This window comes from Rhodococcus sp. OK519 (genome assembly GCF_003051005.1).
Classification (GTDB): Bacteria; Actinomycetota; Actinomycetes; order Mycobacteriales; family Mycobacteriaceae; genus Prescottella.
Genome location: NZ_QAOW01000008.1, coordinates 71,097 through 91,772 on the forward strand (window position 1 = coordinate 71,097; position 20,676 = coordinate 91,772).

Sequence of the window (20,676 nt, forward strand, 5' to 3'; positions counted from 1 at the left end):
CGAATTGGTCCGGTCGAACGAACGAGAACGGGCGTGAAATCGGGGCCACCGCGACTTACCTGTCGGTTATGCTTCGGGCACCAGTCCCCTATGCGTCAGGAGGTTCGGTGGCGGAACGGACCAAGACCGGCACCCGCACCGGGCATGTTCGCAAAGACGTGCAGGGCGTGTCGAATGGCGTGTCGAATGGTGTGTCCAATGGTATCTCCAAGGGTGTGTCCAAGGGCATGTCCGAGTCCGAGCCTCGGCGCAGACCCAAGAACCGGAAGGCTCAGATCGCAGCAGTGGCCGCGGAGGCGTTCAGCGAACGCGGCTACCACGGCGTAAGCATCGACGAGATCGCCTCGGCGGTCGGCATTTCCGGTCCCGCCCTGTACCGCCATTTCCCCAACAAGTACGCGCTCTTCGCTCAGGCGGCGTCGGATCTGGCCGCTGCACTCGACAGCGCCGTCGCGACAGACGATGCCGCGCTCGTCACGGACCCGGCGGAGCGCCTCGACCGCCAGATCCTCGCAGCGATCCGGACCACGGTCGCCAATCGGAGAACCGCCGGACTCTATCGGTGGGAGAGCCGCTATCTCGAACCCCGCGACCGTGCGGCCGTCCTGGGCGCGATCGACACTGTCAACCGCCATTTCGGCGCAACGCTCGAAGAGATCCGACCCGACATCTCCCATCGCGACTCGACGCAGATATGCGTTGCGATCCTCGGCGCCGTCGGAAGCATCACGATCCATCGTGCAGCGTTGCCCGTTCGACGACTCGAGCGCCTCCTGCTCGACGTCGGTCGATCGGTAGCTCACATCGAACTTCCCGCCGACATCGAACTCGGCGACGGACCCTCCCGAAACTCCGGAATCCCGTTGTCCAACAAGAGGGAGGTCGTTCTCCACGAGGCGATCCTGCTCTTCCATGCCCGCGGGTATCACGAGGTCAGCATCGAGGAGATCGGCCAGCGCGCCGGCATCAACGCCTCCGGCGTCTACCGCCACTTCACGAGCAAGTCGGATCTGCTGGCCGCCGCGTTCCATCGTGCAGCCGACCGACTGGCCGTCGCCGTCAGCACAGCCCTGGGCGATTCCTCCACGCCTCGGCAGGCCCTCGAGTCGCTCGTCGAGGTGTACGTGCGACTGTCGTTCGCACAGTCGGAACTCATGAGCGTGTACTTCGCCGAGATCGGCAGCCTTCCGGCGGAGCAACGCACGAAGCTACGAAACACCCAGCGCCTCAACGTCGAGGAGTGGGCGCGACTGCTCGGCGAGATCCGCACAGAACTGTCCGTGGCCGAATGCCGGTTCCTGGTCCATGCCGCACTGAGCCTGGTGCTCGACGTCGGCCGGGTGATGCACTTCGAACCGACCACCGCCAACGAAGCGCGGGTCCAGGCCCTCATGCTCGCCACCCTCTTCGGCCGATCGAGCGCCACGTGAAGACCGCCACCGCGGCCGTGCTGCGCGCGTACGACGAGCCGCTGCGGCTGGAATCCGTTCGCATTCCCGAGGTGCGCGCCGACGAGGTTCTCGTACGTATCCACGGAGTGGGTATCTGCCACACCGACCTCACCGCTGCGGCCGGCGGCGTTCCGTTCCCCCTGCCCGGAGTGCTGGGGCACGAGGGATCCGGGGTGATCGCGGCCGTCGGAGAAGGGGTGACCGGACTTGCGCCGGGCGATCCCGTCGTCCTCGGGTTCGATTCGTGCCGGCACTGCCGCAACTGTTCGCGCGGACGGCCTGCCTACTGTGAGCATTCCGCGGCCTTCAACTACGGGGGCACGCGAGCCGACGGCAGCACCACATTGACCGATGCGGACGGGGCTGCATTGCACGGTAATTGGTTCGGTCAGTCGTCGATGTGCTCGTACGCGATAGCCTCGGCACGCAACACCATTCGACTTCCCAGTGATGTCCCCGTCGCACTCGCCGGGCCCCTGGGCTGCGGGCTGCAAACCGGCGCCGGAACGGTGTTCAACGTTCTTCGCCCGGAACCGGGCTCCACGATCGCGGTGTTCGGCCTCGGCGCGGTGGGCATGGCCGCAATCATGGCTGCACGGATCGCCGGATGCGAGACCGTCGTCGCCGTCGATCCTCTCCAGTCGCGTCGGGCACTCGCCCTCGAACTCGGCGCGACAACCGCCCTCTCGCCCGCCGACGTCGACGACGTGGGACGGGCCGTGCGTCGCGAGTCCAGCGGCGGAGTCGACTTCGCGGTGGAGTCGGTGGGCACAGAAGCGGTGGTGCGCCAAGCGCTGTCGTCACTCCGGACACCCGGGAACTGCGCAACGCTCGGCCTGCGACCCGGACGCAACCCGGTCACCGTCGACCAGGGGCACCTGTTGCACGGGCGCACCCTCACCGGCGTCATCGAGGGCGATGCGGACCCGCTGAAGTTCCTGCCGACGCTGGTCGATCTCTGGCGCCAGGGTCGGTTCCCCCTCGAGAGACTCGTGCAGACGTTCCCGATCGCCCGGATCGACGACGCCGTCGCCGCGGCCCGGTCCGGCGAGGTGGTCAAGGCGGTACTCACATTCCCGACCGACGACACAGGAGGATGAGCATGGACATACGGGACGAAGTCGCCGCCCTGCGGGCGAGTGCCGATCGGATCGATCCGCGCACGATGGATCAACTCTGGGCTCGACTGGAACCCTGTCGTCCAGTCGATCTGATCGGATATCGCTGGCGTGGATTCGCTTTCGATACCGGTCACCGCACCGGATCGCTTCTCGAGCGCGCCCGCTGGTACGGCAAGGCGTTCGCGAGCGAGTCCGACGTCCAGCCGCTGCTGTGCCGCGGCGACGACGGACAGTTGTTCTCCGATGTCGGCACGGGTCACGGCGAGGCCAGCCTGTGGGAGGTGCTGTTCCGAGGGGAGGTCACGACGACGATGGTGTACGACGGCATGCCCGTCTTCGATCACTTCAAGAAGGTGGACGACGACACCGTCATCGGCGTCATGAACGGCAAGGGCAAGCTCGTCTTCGACGGCGGCGAACACTTCTGGTTCGGCCTGGAACGGGACGTCGCGCTCTGACCGCCCGGCGAGAGAGCGCGACGTCCGTGGCTCAGATCAGGTGGCGGTGCGCCGCGAGACGACGGCGCATGTCCCGCAGGTAGAAGGTGGCCGTCACCTGACGCACGGGCCGCGGCACTCGACGGTAGACGACCGGCAGCACCGTCATGAGCCGGTCGAAGCGGCGCTGATCACGAGGGCTCCACGGCAGGGCGAACTCGTCACGGATCCGCGGAGGCAGCAGTCCGATCGTGAAGAACCGCTGCAACGGCATCGTCAGGCGCACAGGGATCGGGGCCTTCCCGCCCGACAGCAGTCCTCGCACGTAGGCGCGCACCCGGTCGTCCACCGTCGCGCTCGCGATCATCCGGTCCCAGTATGCGTCGAACTCGACTCGGGTGGCCGGCCACATGTCGTCCTTGACCTGCAACGCCGTCCCGTAGACGGCGGACTGCCGGTACAGGCGCTCCGCGTCGGCGTCCGAGACGGAACCGAAGAACCGCCGATACATGTCGAAGCCGTTGCGGTACAACGTCGCCGCCACCCATAGCTGCAGCTCCGGATCAAAGGCGTTGTAGCGCTCCGACCGCACGGGGACGTGCGCCCGATTGACCAGGCGCACCACCGTCTGACGTTCCTCGTCGGTACCGAGCGTGACCGCGTACACGTAGGTCATCGTGGTGCGCAGTCGGTCGAGCGGGCGTTCGAGTGTGGTGCTGTGTTCGGCAACACCGCGGCCGACCCCCGGTAGCGCCAACTGCAGCAGCACCGTGGCGCCCGCGCCGATCAACAACATGGATTCCCCCACGAAGTCGGCGAGGTCGAGGCTTCCGGGTGCCGAGTTCCCGGAATCCGGGAGCGCCCGATCCGGTCGTGTGGTGGCATCGATCGTCATCGTTCATCGCTTTCGTCGAGTGAGATGCGTTCGTCGGTCATTCCCAGATCCCGATCCGCTCCAGGTGAGTGACGAGCCGGTCCGCCGCGTCGTCGAACTGGATTCGAGTGTGCCGCACGACCGAGGCGCGATCACGGGCCCGGATAGCCGAAATCAGGGCTCCGTGGGCGCGCACGGCCAGCGAGCCCCACTCCGGATCCGCCGCATACAGCTGGTACGGCGTGTAGCGGGCTGCGCTGAGGAGGAACCACGCAAGCTTGGGGCCACCGGCAATTCGGCACAGTTCCCGATGGAACTCGTACTCGGCTTCGGCGATACGCTCCGCGTCGGACGCACCCACCGCATCGCGGAGGACTGCGTTGAGATCCGAGAGCCGTGCCAGATCGTCGTCGTCCGCCGACCGGGAGGCGCGGACGGCGAGTTCCACCGTGATTCGGCCCTGCAGCCAGAATATGTCGTATACGTCGTCCCGCCCCAACGGGGACACGACGTATCCGCGGTTGGGCACGGATTCGACCATCCCCTCCCCGCGCAACGTCAGCAGCGCCTCCCGCACCGGAGTGACACTGACGCCGAGCTGGGCCGCGGTCTCGTCGAGTCGCACGAACGTGCCCGGTCGCAGGTGCCCGGACATGACGGCACCACGCAAGTGCGCCGCCACGTCGTCGGACAGTTGGGTCCTGCGCAGCGGACGTGAGTTCCGGGTCGGCGCCACCACGGTATTGCTCCCTACAGTCCGTATGTCTTGCCGATGATGTCACGCTGAATCTCGTTGGTGCCGCCGTAGATCGATGCGACCAACGTCCTGCGGACGTGCCCCTCCATGTCGAACTCGGTGGCGTATCCGTATCCGCCCATCATCTGCATGCCCTCGAGCGCGACCTTCTTCGCGGTCTCGGTGGCCTTGAGCTTCACCATCGACGCCTCCCGCGGGAACATCTTCGCAGGATTCTCGTCGATCAGTCGCGCCGTGCTGTACACCAGCAGACGGGTGCACTCGATCTCGGTGGCGAGATCGGCGATACGATGCCGCAGCGCCTGGAAGGTTCCGACCGGGCGACCGAACTGCTTTCGCTGCGTGATGAATTGGAGTGTGTCGTCGAATGCTCGCTGAGCTGTGCCCAGCATCATGGCGCCGAGGATCAGCCGTTCGATGTTGAGGCCCGTCATCAGCTGAGTCCAGCCCTGGCCCACCTCGCCGACCACCGCGTCCTCGGGGAGCAGCACGTCGGTGAGGTAGAGGTCGTTGACCTCCTTGCCACCCATCGTGTCGATGCCGCTGATCTTCAGTCCTGTTGTGTCCGTCGGCAGGTGGAACATCGTCAGGCCCTCGTGCTTGGAGCCGCTGCGATCGGTGCGGGCCACCAGCAGGATGTTCTCGGCGAAGTGCGCACTGGAACACCACGTCTTCTGACCGTTGATCAGCCAACCGCCGGAGACCCTCTCGGCCTTACAGCTGAGGTTGCCCACGTCGGAGCCCGCCTCGGGCTCGGACATCGAGATCGATTCGGACGCACCGCGGACGATCCCGCCGAGCACGATCTCCTTCTGGGCGGCGGTGCCGAACTTCGCGTAGGCGGCACCGGTGATGAGAGTGGGGCCGATCCCTCCGATCGGCGCCATGCCGCGGGCAGCCTGCTCGAGCAGGATGCACATGTCGACGGAGGTGCCATCCGAGCCGCCGTACTCCTCGGGCACCGTGATGCCCAGCCAGCCCAGGGCCGCCATCTTGCGGTACAGATCCGCGTTGTGGTGGTGCTCGCCGCGGCCGGTGAGGGCGTCGCGCTGCTCCCGGGTACCGCACTCTTTCCGACAGAACGCTGCCACCGCCTGCGCGAAGTCCTGCTGCTCCGAGGTGAAATCGATCTTCATCTGGTGTGCTCCTGCCTGCGAAGAGTCGAGTGACGCGGGTGCCCCGACATCCCGATCGGACGTGGATGCCGCGCGCGGGGTTGTCCACATCTGCCAGGACTAATAGTGTGAGCGTCAACACAGTAAATCACATCACATATATGTGATGCGATCCCACGTAGTTCCATCCCACGTAGTTCCATCCCACGGAGTTCCACGGAGGAAGCCCGACATGACCCGAGAACTGTCTTCGAGCGACGCGGCACCCGGATCAACTTCTTCACCCACCCCCGAGGACGGGCCCACGACGTTCGCGAGCCTCGACCCCCGAACCGGTGAGGCCCTGGCCCACTACCCTGTCGCGACCGCGACCGACGTGCGCGCCGCCGTCGATCGGGCGCGCGGCGCCGCCCGCTGGTGGGACGCCCAGGGCTTTCGTGGTCGCCGCGACTGGCTCCTCGAGTTCAAGAAGGCAATCGCCTCCGACGCCGACGGCCTGGCCCGCGTCATCTCCGCCGAGACCGGGAAGCCGCACGACGACGCACTGCTCGAGGTGATGCTCGCCGTCGAGCACCTCGACTGGGCGGCCCGCAACGCCAAGAAGGTCCTCAAGCCCCGACGCGTGCCCGCCGGACTGGTCAGCGCCAACCAATCGGCGACCCTCGGCTACAAACCGATGGGCGTCGTGGGCTCGATCGGCCCGTGGAACTACCCGGTCTACACCCCGATGGGCTCCATCTCCTACGCCCTCGCCGCGGGCAACGCGGTCGTCTTCAAGCCCAGTGAACTCACCCCGGGCGTGGGCAAGTGGCTCGAGACCAAGTGGAACTCGCTCGCACCGACGCAACCGGTGCTGCAGGTGATCACCGGACTCGGTGCGACGGGCGCGGAACTGTGTCGCGCAGGCGTCGACAAGATCGCGTTCACCGGATCCGGGCCCACGGCCCGCAAGGTCATGGCGGTGTGCGCCGAGACGTTGACGCCCCTGGTCGCCGAGTGTGGCGGCAAGGACGCGATGCTCGTCGCCGAGGATGCCGACCTCGACAAGGCCGTGGAGTTCGCCGCGTTCGGCGCGTTCGGCAATGCGGGCCAGACGTGCGCCGGCGTCGAACGCATCTACGTCGCCGAACCGGTGTACCGCCAGTTCCTCGACAAGTTCACGGCCGTCGTCGAGCGGGTCCGCCCGGGAGGCGCGGACACCGACACCTACGGCCCGATGACACTGCCGCGCCAGGTCGACGTCATCCGGAGTCACATCGCCGACGCACTGGACAAGGGCGCCCGGGCGGTGACCGGCGGAATCGACTCGGTCCACGAGCGTTTCGTCGAGCCGGTGATCCTCACCGACGTCCCGGAGTCGTCCTCGGCGATCTGTGAGGAGACGTTCGGCCCGACCGTCGTGGTCAACAAGGTGCGCGATCTCGAGGAAGGCATCGAGCGGGCGAACGCCACATCCTACGGTCTCGGCGCATCGGTGTTCACACGAAACCGGGACCGCGGCAAGGACATCGCGGATCGTCTACGAACCGGCATGGTGTCGGTGAACTCGGTTCTCGGGTTCGCCGGCATCCCGTCACTGCCGTTCGGCGGCGTCGGCGAGTCCGGCTTCGGACGCATCCACGGCGCCGACGGACTCCGCGAGTTCAGCCGGCCCAAGGCGGTGACCGTCCAGAAGTTCTCGGCCCCACTGAATCTGATGACGCTCGAGCGGTCCGCGCGGGACATGAAGATCTCCACGTGGATGCTCAAGGCCCGGCACGGGCGGTGACGGCGATGACACTCACCAACGGACGCCGCGCAGGCACGTTTGCCGCCCCCGATCGCGACCCCCGCCCCCGGTCGGGGCGCCTGGGATGGGTGAAGGTGATCGAGGACCTCGACCCGGTCACACAGCATCAGGACATCCTCAGGATCACCGCGGGCTACGAATTCCCGTGGGACTACCAGCGGGCCCTCGAGTTCGCACTCTTCCGGACCTACTGTGTGCCGACAATCTCCGAACTCCTCGCCCGCACGGGAGAGTTCGAGAAACGACCACAGAAGCGCTACGACGACACCGCACTCCTCATGGGCGAAATGGTGGAGCACGGGTACGACTCGCCGCGCGGGCGCGAGTCCCTACGCAACGTCAACCGGATGCACGGCCGGTACACGATCTCCAACGACGACATGCTCTACGTGCTGTCGACGTTCGTGTACGACCCCATCGACTGGATCGACCGCTACGGCTGGCGACGTCTGCACCCACACGAGCGGTTGGCGTCGTTCCACTTCTATCGCCAGGTGGGAATTCGCATGGGGATCAAGGATGTCCCCGAGTCGTTTCAGGAATTCCAGCGCTTCAAGATGGACTACGAACAGGAGCACTTCGTCTTCAGCGAGGACAACCACCGCATCGGCACGTACACGCTCGGCCTCTTCCAGTCGTGGTATCCGGAGGTCCTGGCACGGCCTGTCGCGTCTGCCGTGTACGCGCTGATCGATGACCGCATGGCCGTCGCGTTCGGCTTCCCGAAGGGGTCGCCGCGCGTGCGCGCCGCGGCAGAAGCAGGTCTCCGGGCACGATCATCGGTGGTGCGTCTGCTGCCCAAACGTCGGGTGTCGGCGGGCGCCGGTGACCCGAACAATCGCACCTACCCCGGCTACCCGGCGGGCTACTGCCCCCGAGATCTCGGAGTGGAACCCGATCAGTCACCGCGGGTGAACTGAGTCCCCCTGCGGCCGAACGCGTCCTGCACCGCGTCGATACCCGCGCGCACGGCCGGACCGGCATTGTCGGCCCGCCACACCGCGTAGATGTCACGGTGCAGGCGCGGCTCGGTCGCCACCAGCACCGCCCCGGCCGGCGTCATGTCCATGGCCAGTCGTGGCACGAGCGCCGCCGCGAGTCCTGCGGCAACGAACGCGAGATGTGTCGAGATGTCGGACGCCTCGAAGTCGATCCGCGGTTCGAATCCCTGCCGGCGCAGCGACCGGACGAGCCAATCGTGGAACGTTGTTCCGGATCCCCACGCCACCCACGGCATCTCCGCGAGATTCGACAGTTCGACCACCGCGTCCCGTGCCAGTGGATGATCGACGGACAGCGCGACGTCGGCCGCATCGCGATGGATCAATCGCGCCTCCAAGCCCGACGGGATGTCGACGGGCGCCGATTCCCAACTGTCGACGATGCCGACGTCGATGCGGCCGCGGGCGACGGACTCGAGCGTGACCTCGGTTTCGGCCTCGGTCACCGTCACGTGCAGCGGATAGCGGGACAGCAAAGCCGAGACCGCCGACGGCAGCACGACGCGTGATGCCGTCACGAACGCCCCGAAGCGGAGGGGGCCGACGACCTCGCTACGCATCGCTGCAATCTCGGCCTCGATCCCGGATGTGCGCGCCAGCAGTTCGCCACCACGCCTGGCCAGCAGTTCACCCGCCGGCGTCAGACGCACTCCGCGGCCCGCCGGTTCGAGCAGTGCGACACCGACCTCACGTTCGAGTTTTGCCAATTGTTGCGAGACCCCCGACGGCGTGACGTGCAGAACACGCGCGGCCGCCGCGACGGATCCGGACTGCGCCACCGCGCACAGCGCGCGCACTCGGTCGAGGTTCAACACGGAAGGAACACTACCGAATCTTGAGAAATACTTCTTAGTTGTTGTTTCCGCAGGTAAACGCCAGAATTTCGGAGTGCATACCGTTCCACTCTCCCCTGTCGTACAGCCCTCCGGCGGTGCGCTCACGGCGCTCCGTGACCCGCGCGCGATTGCCGTGGGCGGGGCCCTGTTCATCTCGCTGACGGCGGTGTTCATCCGGCTGGCGGACGTGTCCCCCTCCTCCGCAGTGTTCTATCGGTGCCTGCTCGCGCTGCCGCCGCTCGCATTCCTTGCATTCCGCGAACGTCGGGCAGGAAACACCGTCTCCCGGCGCGCAGTCGCCCGCTACGCCGTGGCCGGCGCACTGCTCGGCGTCGACTTCGCGCTGTGGTCGCAGTCGATTCTGCTCATCGGGGCCGGGATCTCCACGGTGTTGGTGAACGTGCAGGTGGTCGTCGTCCCGCTGCTGGCGTACCTGGTCCTGGGCACCCGCATCCCGATGCGGTTCGTCGCGACCGTGCCGATCCTGTTCGCCGGAATCGCACTCGCCGCCGGAGTGAGCGGTGCGGCGCCGGGCCCCGATCTGTTGCAGGGGTCGATCTTGGCGCTCCTGTCCGGAATCGCCTACGCCGGCTACATCTTCATCGTCGGCAGAACCGGTACCGCCGAGACCGCCGCCACGCAGGTACTCGTCTCGACCGCATCGGCCGGAGTCGTCGGATCGGCAGCCGGATCGCTGTGGGGCCCGATCGATCTCGCGCCGGGCTGGGCGTCGTTCGGCTGGCTACTCGCGCTGGCGATGTCGGCGCAGTTCCTGGGCTGGGTGATGCTCGGCAGGTCGCTTCCGCGGCTGGCGCCGGAGATCGGCGCGACCCTGCTGCTGCTCCAACCGGTGCTCGCGGTCGGAGCGGGAATGCTGCTGCTCGACGAGCGGCCCACGGCACTGCAACTCGTCGGCTGCGCGCTGGTACTCGGCGCCGCCTGGTTCGTCGCGTCACGACCGGCGCGCGTTCTCACTGAGCGGGACGGCGACCCCGACGATGCATCGACACCGGCAAGTTCGTGACGGCGAGCACATCGACGTTTCCCTGATCGACAACCAGGAGGCAGCCCCCTGATGTACCCCGGAATCCATGCTGTGACAGCCCCCGATCGACCCGCGGTCGTCTTCGCTCCCACCGGCGAGGTGGTGACCTACCGTGATCTCGACGACCGTTCGAATCAGTTGGCCCAGCAGTGGTTTGCGCTCGGACTTCGTAAGGGCGACCATGTCGCGATCCTCGCCGAGAACCACCCCCGATACCTCGAGGTGTACTGGGCCGCGGTGCGCTCCGGCCTGTACATCACGGCAGTGAACTGGCACCTCACCGCGGACGAAGCCGCCTACATCGTCACCGATTGTCAGGCAAAGCTTCTCGTCACGACGAACCGATTGGCCGATCTCGCCACCGCGATCGTGGACGAGCTCGCCGAGCGGCCCCACCTGTTCATGATGGACGGCGTCGTCGACGGCTTCGAGTCGTACGAGGAGTCGATGGCGAAGTTCGATCCTGTGCCGCTCGCCGAGCAGCCCCGCGGCGACATGATGCTGTACTCGTCGGGAACCACCGGGCGCCCCAAGGGCATTCGGCGCCCGCTGACCGGCATCACGATCGACGACCCGCGCGGCATGAACGTAGGGCACTTCGCGAAGACGCTGCTGGGCATGACGGAGGAGTCGACGTACCTCGTTCCAGCGCCGATGTACCACTCCGCGGCACTGCAGTGGTCCGCCGGTGCGCAGTGCCTGGGCGCCACCGTCGTGCTGATGGAACGCTTCGATGCCCGCGAGTTCCTCGCCACGATCGAGAAGTACTCCGTCACGCACACCCAGGTCGTCCCGACCATGATGGTGCGACTGCTCAAACTGTCCGACGCCGAACGCGCGTCGTTCGACGTCTCGTCGCTGCAGGACTTCCTGCACTCGGCGGCGCCGTGCCCGCCCGCCGTCAAGCGCGCGACGATCGACTGGCTGGGTCCCATTGTCAGCGAGTTGTACTCGGGCACCGAGGGAATGGGCATGACGTTCTTGACGGCCGAGGAGTGGCTCGAACGGCCCGGGTCGGTGGGCCGCCCGGTTCTCGGCACCCCGGTGGTCTGCGACGAGGAGGGGCAACCGCTGCGCGCCGGCGAGATCGGTGCCGTCTACTTCGAGCGCGATGTCGTGCCCTTCGAGTACCACAACGACGCGGACAAGACCGCGGACTCCCGGCACCCCAGCAACCCGCGCCTGTCCACGGTGGGCGACGTCGGATATATCGACGCGGACGGCTACCTGTTCCTCACCGACCGCAAGTCGTTCATGATCATCTCGGGCGGCGTCAACATCTATCCCGCCGAGATCGAGTCGTGCCTCGCAGCGCATCCCGACGTGTCCGACGTCGCGGTCTTCGGCCTGCCGGACCCCGAGATGGGTGAATACGTCCACGCCGTCGTCGAGCTCGATCCCGGTGTGCCGGCCGACGACTCGACCGCCGAGGCCCTGCGCGCGCACGTCCGTGAGCACCTCGCGAAGTACAAGGTGCCCAAGACGATCGAGTTCTGCGACAAACTGCCGCGCCTGGCCACCGGCAAGGTCAAGAAGCACGACCTGCGCGACGCGGCCTTGGCTGCCCGCGCCTAGCCGAAACGGGCGGTTACTGCACTCGGCACTCGGCCGATGGCGCAGTAACCGCCCGTCGTTCGGAAAGCTAGGCGGCGACCTTCGCGGGTTCGGCGTCGACGACTCGGGCGTCGGGCGCTTCGACCGGCGCGATCTCCTGCGCGTAGTGGAAGTGCGGGCGACGGTGGCCGAGGAACGAACCGAACCAGGACATCACGGCGACGTAGCGGTTACGGAAGCCCACCAGGTACACCATGTGGACCGCGAGCCACAGCACCCACGCGATGAAGCCGGTGAGTTCGATGCTCTTGACCTTGGTGACGGCACGGAAGCGGTTGATGATCGCCATCGAACCCTTGTCGCGGAACTGGAAGGGCGTGCCCCGCTTGGTCTTTCCGAGGATGGTCGCCGCGACGTGGCGTCCGCCCTGCATCGCGACCGGCGACTGGCCGGGCAGGTTGTTCAGCGAGGTCATGTCGCCGACCGCGAAGATGTCGGCGCGGCCGCCGACGGTGAGGTCGGGGTTGACGAGCAGGCGCCCGGCACGGTCGGTGTCGCAGCCGGTGCGCTCGGCGAGGACACCCGCGAAGTCGTTGGCCTGCACGCCTGCCGACCAGATGACGGTCTCGGCGGTGCGACGCTCGCCGGTCTCGCTGCCGTGTGCCTTGAAGGTGGCACCGTGCTCGTCGATGTCGGTGACCAGAGTGTTGAGCACCACCTCGACGCCCGACTTCTCGAGCGACTCCTTGGTGTACTCGCTGAGCTTGCCGCCGTACGCGGGCATCGCGACGCCCGCGCCCTCGACGAGGGTGACGGTGACGTCGTCGGCAGTGACACCACGGATCGACTGCTCGAAGTAGCGGACCGCGAGCTCCTTGATCTGACCGGCCAGCTCGACGCCCGTGGCACCGGCACCGATCACGATGAAGCTGAGCAGGTTCTTGCGACGCTCGAGATCGGTGGTGGTGTGGGCTTCCTCGAAGCAACGCACGATCTGAGCCCGCAGGCGCTCGGCGTCGTCGACGGTCTTGAGCGCGTAGGTGACCTTGGCGAACTCGTTGCGGCCGAAGTAGCTCTGCCGCGCGCCGGTGGCGGCGACCAGCGAGTCGTAGCCGAGCGTGTGACGCTCGCCGGCGGCCTCGTAGACGAGTTCCTTCTCGTCGGCGTGCACGTCGACGACGCGGCCGAGGCGGACGTCGGCGTTGGGGTACTTCGCGAGGATCGCGCGCACCGACGGGGCGATCTCACCGGCTGCGAGGACACCCGTCGCCACCTGGTACAGCAGCGGCTGGAAGAGGTGCTCGGTGGTCTCCGAGATGAGGACGAACGGCTTGCCGGCCTTGGCCAGCTTCTTCGCCGTGGCGAGGGCACCGAATCCGGACCCGACGATCACAACTTCGGTCCGATCGATAACTGCTTCGCTCACGGTTGCCTCCTTCTCGAAATATTCGAGAGACCAGTTCGAGATGTATGAGAGACACCGTAGGAGCGCTAAGGACCTTCACGCCAGTAATCAGGGATATTCGGAAAACAGTTATCTCGATCGCTCATAAGTAGTATGGCGTCATGGACTTCCGTCAGCTGCGCTATTTCCTCGCGGTGAGCGAGGAACTGAGCTTCAGTCGCGCCGCGGAACGCTGCTTCATTTCGCAGTCTGCCATCAGCCACCAGATCACCAAGCTCGAGCACGAACTCGGCGCGCCGCTGTTCGAGCGGTCCACCCGGGTGGTGCGGCTGAGCCCCGCCGGATCCCGGCTCGTGCCCATCGCGCAGGAGGTCCTGAGCCTCGAGACGAGGGCGTTCGCGGTCGCGAAGGAACCGCGCAACCGCATCCGGATCACCGCCAGCATGAGCTTTGCGCCGCAGAGCCTCGCCGCGATCGCCCACGTCCGCGAGAAGCACCCCGACCTCGACATCGAGTTCGTGATCAAAAGCTTCACCGACCGGATCGAGGCCGTCGCGGCGGGCGACGCCGACATCGCGCTGATTCGCGGCGAGGTGGACCGGCCCGGACTCGAGACCGTCGAACTGGGCATCGAGGACCTGCTGATCGCGACGTCGAACCATCACCCGGTGTCGGCGTTCTCCACCGTCGAACTCAGTGAACTCGCGCCCTATCCCCTGCTGCTGCCGCCGCGGCACAGCCAGGTCCTGATCCACACGGTGGTGGAGAACGCGTTCGTCGATGTCGGACGCCGCGTCCAGTTGGGCCCGCCGATCGCTCGCGATCACACCGCGATCCTCGACGTCATCACCAACCCACGCGCATGGACGGTGCTGTATGCGAGCACGGTCTCCGAGGCGCCGCGAATGGGGCTGGCACTCATGCGCGAACGGAACAGCCGGTTGCGGGTGCCGGTCAGCGGCATCGTCCGCAGCGGCGCCGCCTCGCCCGCGCTCACCAGTCTCGTGCAGTCGCTGCGCCAGACGATGAACGGGGAAAGCAGTGTGCCCCCGACCCCGCCGCAGCAGGTCGGGGGCACACCGGAAGAGCGGTAGCTACAGCGTCCGCCGTCCCGACAGTGCTCGGCCGAGGGTGAGTTCGTCGGCGAACTCGAGGTCGCCACCCATCGGTAGTCCCGACGCCAGTCGCGACACCGTCAGGCCCGGGAAGTCGCGGAGCATCCGCACCAGATAGGTCGCGGTCGCCTCGCCCTCCGTATTGGGATCGGTCGCGATGATCACCTCGGAGACGTCGACGCCGTCCTCCTGATTTCCGATGCGCGTCAACAGCTCCCGGATCCGCAGTTGGTCCGGACCGATGCCACTGAGCGGATCGAGTGCGCCACCGAGCACGTGGTAACGCCCCTTGAACTCACGCGTGCGCTCGATCGCCTGGACGTCCTTGGGCTCCTCGACGACACAGATCATCGTCCGATCCCGACGCGGGTCGCCACAGATACGGCACTTCTCCTCCTCGGAGACCGTGCCGCACACGATGCAGAACTGGACGCCGTCACGCACCTTCTGCAGCACCGCCTGGAGCCGGTCGATCTCCGGGGGCTCGACGGACAGCAGATGGAACGCGATGCGCTGGGCGCTCTTGGGACCGATACCGGGCAGCTTGCCCAGCTCGTCGATCAAGTCCTGGACGGGACCTTCGTACAAGGCGCGCCTCTAGAAGGGGAGTCCGGGCAGGCCGCCGGCAAGCGGACCGAGCTTGCTCGCCGCAATGTCCTGGGCCTTGTTCGACGCGTCGGCGATCGCACCGATCACGAGATCCTGCAGCGTCTCGATGTCCTCGGGGTCGACGACCTTGGGATCGATCGTGAGGCCGACGACCTCACCGGTGCCCTTGACCGTCGCGGTCACCAGACCGCCACCCGCCTGGCCAGTCACCTCGGCCTGCGCCATCTCGGCCTGGGCCGCCATCAACTGCTGCTGCATCTGCTGCGCCTGCGCGAGGAGCTGCTGCATGTCGGGCTGTCCACCTGGTTGCACTGGACTGGTCCTTTCTTCGGGTCGGTTCGCCAGCGTAGTCCGTCGAGGCCTTATCCCAGCTCGCGCTGCAGATTCGCGAGCGTGGCCTCCTGGATCCTGCGCAGGCCCAGCGGCGCGAAGGTGCGCTCGAAGAAGCCGCCGATGCCGGTGGCACCCTTCCACTCGGTGGTCGTGGTGACCGTGGAACCCGTACCCGACGGGGCGACCGTCCACGTCGTGACGAGCGAGGAATTGGCGTCACGCTCGGTGATCGTGTTCTCGGCGACCGTCACCGACGCCTTCACGTTGCGCGACCGCTTCTCTGTGGCCTGCAGCGTCCACTGCGCGACGGTCCCGTCTCCCTGGCCACCTTCCAGAACCTGGTAGTCGCGGTACTGCTGCGGCAGAATCCGCGGACGCATGGTCTCGTAGTCCGTGAGCGCGCCGAGGGTCTGCTCGGGCGCCGCGGTGAGGGTGATCGAACTGCTGGCGCTGACCTGTGCCACTGGATGCTCCTTGCCTCGGGTTTCCTCCATCCTGCCTGCTCACCGGCGCACCAGCCAGATCAGCCCACGTGACTCAGCGCACCACATTCACTGACTGAGACCCGTGCCACAGCAATTAAGCGCTTGTCTTATTCTGGTTCGACACGACAACCAGCGAGGTGAGCTTTGAAGAACTTGTGGCACCGGTCGGGCATACGACTAGCGGCACTCGGCGCGGCCGCAGCCATGGCCATCACCGGGTGCGCATCCGCCGACGGCCAGACCGACGACGGCGGCGCGTCCGTCACCACCGGCCTGGTCAACATCGCCGGAGAGGCCGGGGATCCCGTACGCGGCGGCACCGTGACGTTCGGTTCGTATTCGTTCCCGAACGTGCTCGACCCGACCAAGACCCAGGCGGCCGGGTCCACCGGCGGCACCGAGATGGCCGCGATCTACGACACCCTGCTCCGCACCGATCCCGAATCGGGCGAGTTCGAGCCGCAGCTCGCGCAGTCACTCGCACACAACGCGGACTACACCGAGTTCACCCTGACACTGCGCGACGGCGCCACCTTCAGCGACGGATCGCCGGTCGACGCCGAAGCAGTCAAGTGGAGCATCGACCGCTTCGTCGCCGCACGCGCCGACGTGTCGCAGGTGTGGTCGAACTCGGTGACCACGATCGGCACCCCGGACGCGAAGACCGTGACATTCACGCTGAACACGCCGTGGGACCGGTTCCCGGTACTGCTGGCGATGGGGCCGGGCATGGTCGTCTCGAAGAACTCCGACGCCGACGGACGGTTCACCCCGATCGGGGCCGGGCCGTTCACCGTGACACGGTTCGCGCCGAACGAGGAGATCGTCCTCAGCGCCCGCGAGGACTACTGGAACGGACGTCCCAACCTCGACAAGGTTCGCTTCGTACCGACGAACGGCGCTCGGGGACAGTTCGAATCACTGCAGAGCGGTCAGCTCGACATGGCCTACATCCTCCGCGACGAGGCCGCGATCCGCGACACCCTGAACGCGGGATACAGCGGCTACCTCGACGTCCAGGGACTCGGCGCCCTCGGCATGATGAACACTCGCGAGGGCCGACCGGGCGCGGATCTGCGCGTACGCCAGGCGATCGCCTACGGCGTCGATCCCCAGGCGATCAACCAGCGCGCCAACGAGGGTCTCGGCATCGCCAGCTCGACCATCCTGCCGGACAGCTCTCGCTGGACGTCGGGCGCCGAGGGTATCGAGTTCGATCCCGACCGGGCGCGGAAGTTCCTGGACGAGGCCAAGGCCGACGGTTACGACGGCAAGCTGACATACCTGGCCACGACCGAGAAGAGCGCCGAGGCGGCCGCGCTGGCCACACAGGCGTCGCTGAATTCCATCGGATTCGACGTCCGGGTCGAATACGTCAACAGCGTGACCGATCTCGTGCGGAAGCTGTACGTCGAGCACGACTTCGACATGACGCGTGCGGCCTTCGCCTTCATGGACGAATCCCCGTACCTGCGCCTGCACGGCGGCCTGGGCAGCGACTCGCGCAACAACGCGGCCGGCTACTCCGATCCGCAGATGGATGCGCTTCTGGTCGAGGTGAAGACCGCGACCAGTGACGACGCCAAGAAGGAGACGATCGCCAAGGTGCAGGCGCGCGCCAACGAGACGATCCCGTACGCCGTATGGGGTCCGAGCAAGGTGTTCGCTGCATGGGACGGCGAGATCCACGGCATGAAACGGACCGCGGACAACATCCTCCTGCTCGATCAGGCGTGGATCGGCAAGTGATTTCCCGCCGGGCGTGACGACACCCGGCAAGTGATCCTGCAGGGCGCCCCGGGACCCATCTCGGGGCCCCTGCGGGACCGTTAGCATAGCTACAGATCTCCGACTCACCGGGATATCGATAGCCGACCGATCGGACTAGCGATAGCGTCAGAGGGTGGTCGACTCCAAGAGTGGTATCCGCGAAATCGGACTCGCTGCGCACAGCGCAGGAGTCCAGCGCCTGCTGTCCAGCTACCGGGCGATCCCGCCGGACGCCAACGTGCGCCTGGCGAAGAAGACCTCCAATCTGTTTCGCGCGCGGGCGAAGAGCAACGCCCCGGGGCTGGACGTGTCCGGGCTCGGCGCCGTCATCTCAGTGGACCCCGACGCCCGCACCGCCGACGTCCAGGGCATGTGCACGTACGAGAACCTGGTGGCGGCAACCCTGCCCTACGGGCTGGCCCCGCTCGTGGTCCCCCAGCTCAAGACCATCACCCTCGGCGGCGCGGTCACCGGCCTCGGCATCGAGTCCACATCGTTCCGCAACGGACTGCCGCACGAATCGGTTCTCGAGATCGACGTCCTCACCGGCGGCGGCGAGATCGTCACCGCCACCCCCGACAACGAGCACGCGGACCTCTTTCGTTCCTTCCCGAACTCCTATGGAACCCTGGGATATTCGACGCGAATCCGCATCGAACTCGAACCCGTGAAAAGGTATGTCGCGCTCCGCCACCTGCGCTTCACCGACCTCGGGCAACTGCAGCGGACGATGGACCGGATCGTCCTCGAACGGGTGTGGGACGGCATCGCGGTCGACTACCTCGACGGCACGGTCTTCACCGCCACCGAGGCGTATCTGACCCTGGGCGTGCAGACCGACGAGCCCGGCCCGGTGAGCGACTACACCGACATGGACATCTACTACCGGTCCATCCAGCACGAGTCGGTCAACCATCCCAAGAGCGACCGTCTCACCATCCATGACTATCTGTGGCGCTGGGATACCGACTGGTTCTGGTGCTCTCGCGCCTTCGGTACCCAGAATCCGAAGATCCGCCGGTTCTGGCCGAAGCGCTACCTCCGCAGCAGTTTCTATTGGAAGCTCATCGGTCTCGACCAGAAGTACGACATCGGGGACCGCCTCGAGGCCAGGAAGGGACTGCCGCCGCGCGAGCGCGTCGTGCAGGACGTCGAGGTTCCCCTGGACAACTGTGAACACTTCCTCGACTGGTTCCTCGACGAGATCCCGATCGAACCGCTGTGGTTGTGCCCGTTGCGCCTTCGCGAGCCCGCCCATCCGGCCGCCGACCCCGATCGGCCCGGTCACGAGGCCGCACCGCGGCCCGGTCACGAGGCCGCACCGCGGCCCGGTCACGAGGCCGCACCGCGGCCGTGGCCCATGTATCCCCTCGAGCCCAGCCGCACCTACGTCAACATCGGATTCTGGTCCTCGGTGCCGATCGTGCCCGGCCAACCCGTCGGCGCGGCCAACCGTCTGATCGAGAAGAAGGTCAGCGAACTCGACGGCCACAAGTCGCTCTACTCCGAGTCGTTCTACGACGAGGACGAATTCACGCTGCTCTACGGCGGCGACCACTATCCACAGATCAAGAAGCGATACGACCCCGATTCACGTCTCCTGGACCTCTATTCGAAGGCGGTGCAACGAAAGTGACGACTCTCAAAGCGAAATCCGACCCGCAGAAACTCACCATTGCGGAAATCGTGGACACCGTCTCCGACGGCCGGATTCCGCTGCGCTTCACCGCCTACGACGGGAGCGCCACCGGCCCGGAGGACGCGTCGCTCGGCCTGCATCTCGCCTCGATCCGCGGCACCACCTACCTGGCCACCGCGCCGGGCGACCTCGGCATGGCCCGCGCCTACGTCTCCGGCGACCTCGAGGCGGTCGGGGTACACCCGGGTGATCCGTACGAGATACTCCGGGCGATGACCGACCTGCATTTCCACCGCCCGTCGGCGAAGGAACTGGCAGCCATCACCCGATCCATCGGCTGGGACAATCTACGTCCGATCGCGCCGCCGCCGCAGGAGCATCTGCCGCGGTGGCGTCGATTCGCGGAAGGCCTGCGGCACTCCAAGACTCGCGATGCCGAGGTGATCCACCACCACTACGACGTCTCCAATACCTTCTACGAGTACGTACTCGGCCCATCCATGACGTACACGTGCGCCGCGTACGAGTCCGAGGACCAGAGCCTCGAGGATGCCCAGGAGAACAAGTATCGCCTGGTGTTCGAGAAGCTGGGGCTGAAGGAAGGCGACCGACTCCTCGACATCGGCTGCGGCTGGGGCGGAATGGTCCGGTACGCCGCGCGGCGGGGCGTCAAGGTGATCGGTGCGACGCTGTCTCGCGAGCAGGCCGAGTGGGCGCAGGCAGCAATCCGCGAGGAGGGTCTCGCGGACCTCGCCGAGGTCCGCTTCTCCGACTATCGCGACGTACCCGAGACCGGGTTCGACGCCGTGTCGTCGATCGGCCTCACCGAGCACATCGGCGTGCACAACTACCCGTCGTACTTCGGCTTCATGAAGGACAAGCTGCGGGTCGGCGGCAGGATGCTCAACCACTGCATCACCCGCCCGGGCAACCGGGGCGGCGCAAAGGCCGGCCACTTCATCGACCGGTACATCTTCCCGGACGGCGAGCTCACGGGATCGGGCCGGATCATCAGCGAGATCCAGAACGTGGGCCTCGAGGTGCGGCACGAGGAGAACCTGCGCGAGCACTACGCGCTCACCCTGGCCGGGTGGTGCCAGAACCTGGTCGACAACTGGGACAAGTGCGTCGCCGAGGTCGGCGAGGGCACAGCAAAGGTGTGGGGCCTGTACATGGCCGGCTCGCGTCTCGGCTTCGAGCGCAACGTCGTGCAGCTCCATCAGGTGCTCGCCGTCAAGCTCGGACCGAACGGAGAGGCGGACGTGCCGCTGCGTCCGTGGTGGAAGGGCTGATCCCGGCACCCCCACCCCTGGCATCCCGGTGCCCGTCGTCCTCCCGGA

General features: G+C 66.7%; 19 protein-coding genes. 11 read left to right on the top strand and 8 right to left on the bottom strand.

The genetic code is table 11. The features are described from left to right. The first annotated feature begins 107 nt into the window (after positions 1-107). From C8K36_RS19150 to C8K36_RS19160, 3 genes are read left to right on the top strand one after another with little or no spacing between them, the layout of a single operon-like run. Positions 108-1,430 (top strand): TetR/AcrR family transcriptional regulator, encoded by a 1,323-nt coding sequence (locus C8K36_RS19150; protein WP_420910909.1) that lies wholly within the window; start codon positions 108-110, stop codon positions 1,428-1,430. Then, the gene (locus tag C8K36_RS19155; RefSeq protein WP_107986123.1) at positions 1,427-2,551 is read left to right on the top strand and encodes an NAD(P)-dependent alcohol dehydrogenase; all 1,125 of its coding nucleotides are present in this window, start codon (positions 1,427-1,429) and stop codon (positions 2,549-2,551) included. Before C8K36_RS19150 ends, C8K36_RS19155 begins: the two co-directional genes overlap by 4 nt. A 2-nt stretch (positions 2,552-2,553) precedes the next feature. Further along, positions 2,554-3,030, top strand: coding sequence for a DUF4334 domain-containing protein (locus C8K36_RS19160; protein ID WP_107986124.1), 477 nt, complete (start codon positions 2,554-2,556; stop codon positions 3,028-3,030). 31 nt (positions 3,031-3,061) lie between these two features. Here C8K36_RS19160 and C8K36_RS19165 read toward each other — a convergent pair whose 3' ends face one another. Genes C8K36_RS19165 through C8K36_RS19175 form a run of 3 tightly spaced genes read right to left on the bottom strand, consistent with a single transcriptional unit; the run spans position 3,062 to position 5,776 of the window. Further along, positions 3,062-3,904 carry an oxygenase MpaB family protein gene (locus C8K36_RS19165; protein ID WP_107986125.1) on the bottom strand — a complete coding sequence of 281 codons (843 nt, stop codon included), beginning with the start codon at positions 3,902-3,904 and terminating at the stop codon, positions 3,062-3,064. Positions 3,905-3,941: 37 nt separating this feature from the next. Further along, positions 3,942-4,622, bottom strand: coding sequence for a GntR family transcriptional regulator (locus C8K36_RS19170; RefSeq protein ID WP_107986126.1), 681 nt, complete (start codon positions 4,620-4,622; stop codon positions 3,942-3,944). 11 nt (positions 4,623-4,633) lie between these two features. Then, positions 4,634-5,776, bottom strand: a complete 1,143-nt coding sequence (locus tag C8K36_RS19175; RefSeq protein ID WP_107986127.1) for an acyl-CoA dehydrogenase family protein — start codon at positions 5,774-5,776, stop codon at positions 4,634-4,636. Between the two features lie 211 nt (positions 5,777-5,987). Between C8K36_RS19175 and C8K36_RS19180 the strand changes: the two genes are divergently transcribed. Beyond that, positions 5,988-7,523: an aldehyde dehydrogenase family protein gene (locus C8K36_RS19180; protein ID WP_107986128.1), complete on the top strand. Its 1,536-nt coding sequence runs from the start codon at positions 5,988-5,990 to the stop codon at positions 7,521-7,523. A gap of 5 nt (positions 7,524-7,528) precedes the next feature. Further along, the gene (locus C8K36_RS19185; protein ID WP_107986292.1) at positions 7,529-8,464 is read left to right on the top strand and encodes an oxygenase MpaB family protein; all 936 of its coding nucleotides are present in this window, start codon (positions 7,529-7,531) and stop codon (positions 8,462-8,464) included. On the opposite strand, the gene C8K36_RS19190 is transcribed toward C8K36_RS19185, so the two are convergent. Continuing rightward, positions 8,443-9,360, bottom strand: coding sequence for a LysR family transcriptional regulator (locus C8K36_RS19190; protein ID WP_107986129.1), 918 nt, complete (start codon positions 9,358-9,360; stop codon positions 8,443-8,445). The genes C8K36_RS19185 and C8K36_RS19190 overlap by 22 nt on opposite strands. Before the next feature lie 73 nt (positions 9,361-9,433). Between C8K36_RS19190 and C8K36_RS19195 the strand changes: the two genes are divergently transcribed. Both C8K36_RS19195 and C8K36_RS19200 read left to right on the top strand, forming a co-directional pair. Continuing rightward, complete coding sequence (locus C8K36_RS19195) at positions 9,434-10,405, top strand: DMT family transporter (RefSeq protein WP_107986130.1); 972 nt, start codon at positions 9,434-9,436, stop codon at positions 10,403-10,405. A gap of 51 nt (positions 10,406-10,456) precedes the next feature. Next, positions 10,457-12,001 carry an acyl-CoA synthetase gene (locus tag C8K36_RS19200; protein ID WP_107986131.1) on the top strand — a complete coding sequence of 515 codons (1,545 nt, stop codon included), beginning with the start codon at positions 10,457-10,459 and terminating at the stop codon, positions 11,999-12,001. A 67-nt stretch (positions 12,002-12,068) separates the two neighbouring features. Here the strand turns inward: C8K36_RS19200 and C8K36_RS19205 are convergent, their stop codons facing one another. Continuing rightward, complete coding sequence (locus C8K36_RS19205; RefSeq protein ID WP_107986293.1) at positions 12,069-13,391, bottom strand: NAD(P)/FAD-dependent oxidoreductase; 1,323 nt, start codon at positions 13,389-13,391, stop codon at positions 12,069-12,071. A 155-nt stretch (positions 13,392-13,546) separates the two neighbouring features. Between C8K36_RS19205 and C8K36_RS19210 the strand changes: the two genes are divergently transcribed. Next, positions 13,547-14,479 (top strand): LysR family transcriptional regulator, encoded by a 933-nt coding sequence (locus C8K36_RS19210; RefSeq protein ID WP_107986132.1) that lies wholly within the window; start codon positions 13,547-13,549, stop codon positions 14,477-14,479. Here the strand turns inward: C8K36_RS19210 and recR are convergent, their stop codons facing one another. The 3 genes from recR to C8K36_RS19225 form a co-directional block, all read right to left on the bottom strand. Continuing rightward, positions 14,480-15,088 (bottom strand): recombination mediator RecR, encoded by a 609-nt coding sequence (gene recR, locus C8K36_RS19215; RefSeq protein WP_107986133.1) that lies wholly within the window; start codon positions 15,086-15,088, stop codon positions 14,480-14,482. 9 nt (positions 15,089-15,097) lie between these two features. Continuing rightward, positions 15,098-15,397, bottom strand: a complete 300-nt coding sequence (locus C8K36_RS19220) for a YbaB/EbfC family nucleoid-associated protein (protein ID WP_219910028.1) — start codon at positions 15,395-15,397, stop codon at positions 15,098-15,100. Between the two features lie 74 nt (positions 15,398-15,471). Continuing rightward, complete coding sequence (locus C8K36_RS19225; protein WP_107986135.1) at positions 15,472-15,906, bottom strand: SRPBCC family protein; 435 nt, start codon at positions 15,904-15,906, stop codon at positions 15,472-15,474. A 165-nt stretch (positions 15,907-16,071) separates the two neighbouring features. Here C8K36_RS19225 and C8K36_RS19230 point away from each other — a divergent pair, with 165 nt between their 5' ends. The 3 genes from C8K36_RS19230 (at position 16,072) to C8K36_RS19240 (ending at position 20,628) form a co-directional block, all read left to right on the top strand. Then, positions 16,072-17,676, top strand: coding sequence for an ABC transporter substrate-binding protein (locus tag C8K36_RS19230; RefSeq protein WP_107986136.1), 1,605 nt, complete (start codon positions 16,072-16,074; stop codon positions 17,674-17,676). 154 nt (positions 17,677-17,830) lie between these two features. Beyond that, the gene (locus C8K36_RS19235) at positions 17,831-19,333 is read left to right on the top strand and encodes an FAD-binding oxidoreductase (RefSeq protein WP_107986137.1); all 1,503 of its coding nucleotides are present in this window, start codon (positions 17,831-17,833) and stop codon (positions 19,331-19,333) included. Then, positions 19,330-20,628, top strand: a complete 1,299-nt coding sequence (locus C8K36_RS19240) for a class I SAM-dependent methyltransferase (protein WP_107986138.1) — start codon at positions 19,330-19,332, stop codon at positions 20,626-20,628. The genes C8K36_RS19235 and C8K36_RS19240 overlap by 4 nt, the downstream gene beginning before the upstream one ends. Positions 20,629-20,676: the final 48 nt, after the last annotated feature.

Bases quoted from the DNA above. Each gene is read 5' to 3' on its own strand.
- C8K36_RS19160 (WP_107986124.1), top strand. From the start codon at position 2,554: ATGGACATACGGGACGAAGTCGCCGCCCTGCGGGCGAGTGCCGATCGG.
- C8K36_RS19165 (WP_107986125.1), bottom strand. From the start codon at position 3,904: ATGACGATCGATGCCACCACACGACCGGATCGGGCGCTCCCGGATTCC.
- C8K36_RS19175 (WP_107986127.1), bottom strand. From the start codon at position 5,776: ATGAAGATCGATTTCACCTCGGAGCAGCAGGACTTCGCGCAGGCGGTG.
- C8K36_RS19180 (WP_107986128.1), top strand. From the start codon at position 5,988: ATGACCCGAGAACTGTCTTCGAGCGACGCGGCACCCGGATCAACTTCT.
- C8K36_RS19185 (WP_107986292.1), top strand. From the start codon at position 7,529: ATGACACTCACCAACGGACGCCGCGCAGGCACGTTTGCCGCCCCCGAT.
- C8K36_RS19200 (WP_107986131.1), top strand. From the start codon at position 10,457: ATGTACCCCGGAATCCATGCTGTGACAGCCCCCGATCGACCCGCGGTC.
- C8K36_RS19210 (WP_107986132.1), top strand. From the start codon at position 13,547: ATGGACTTCCGTCAGCTGCGCTATTTCCTCGCGGTGAGCGAGGAACTG.
- C8K36_RS19220 (WP_219910028.1), bottom strand. From the start codon at position 15,397: ATGCAGCAGCTCCTCGCGCAGGCGCAGCAGATGCAGCAGCAGTTGATG.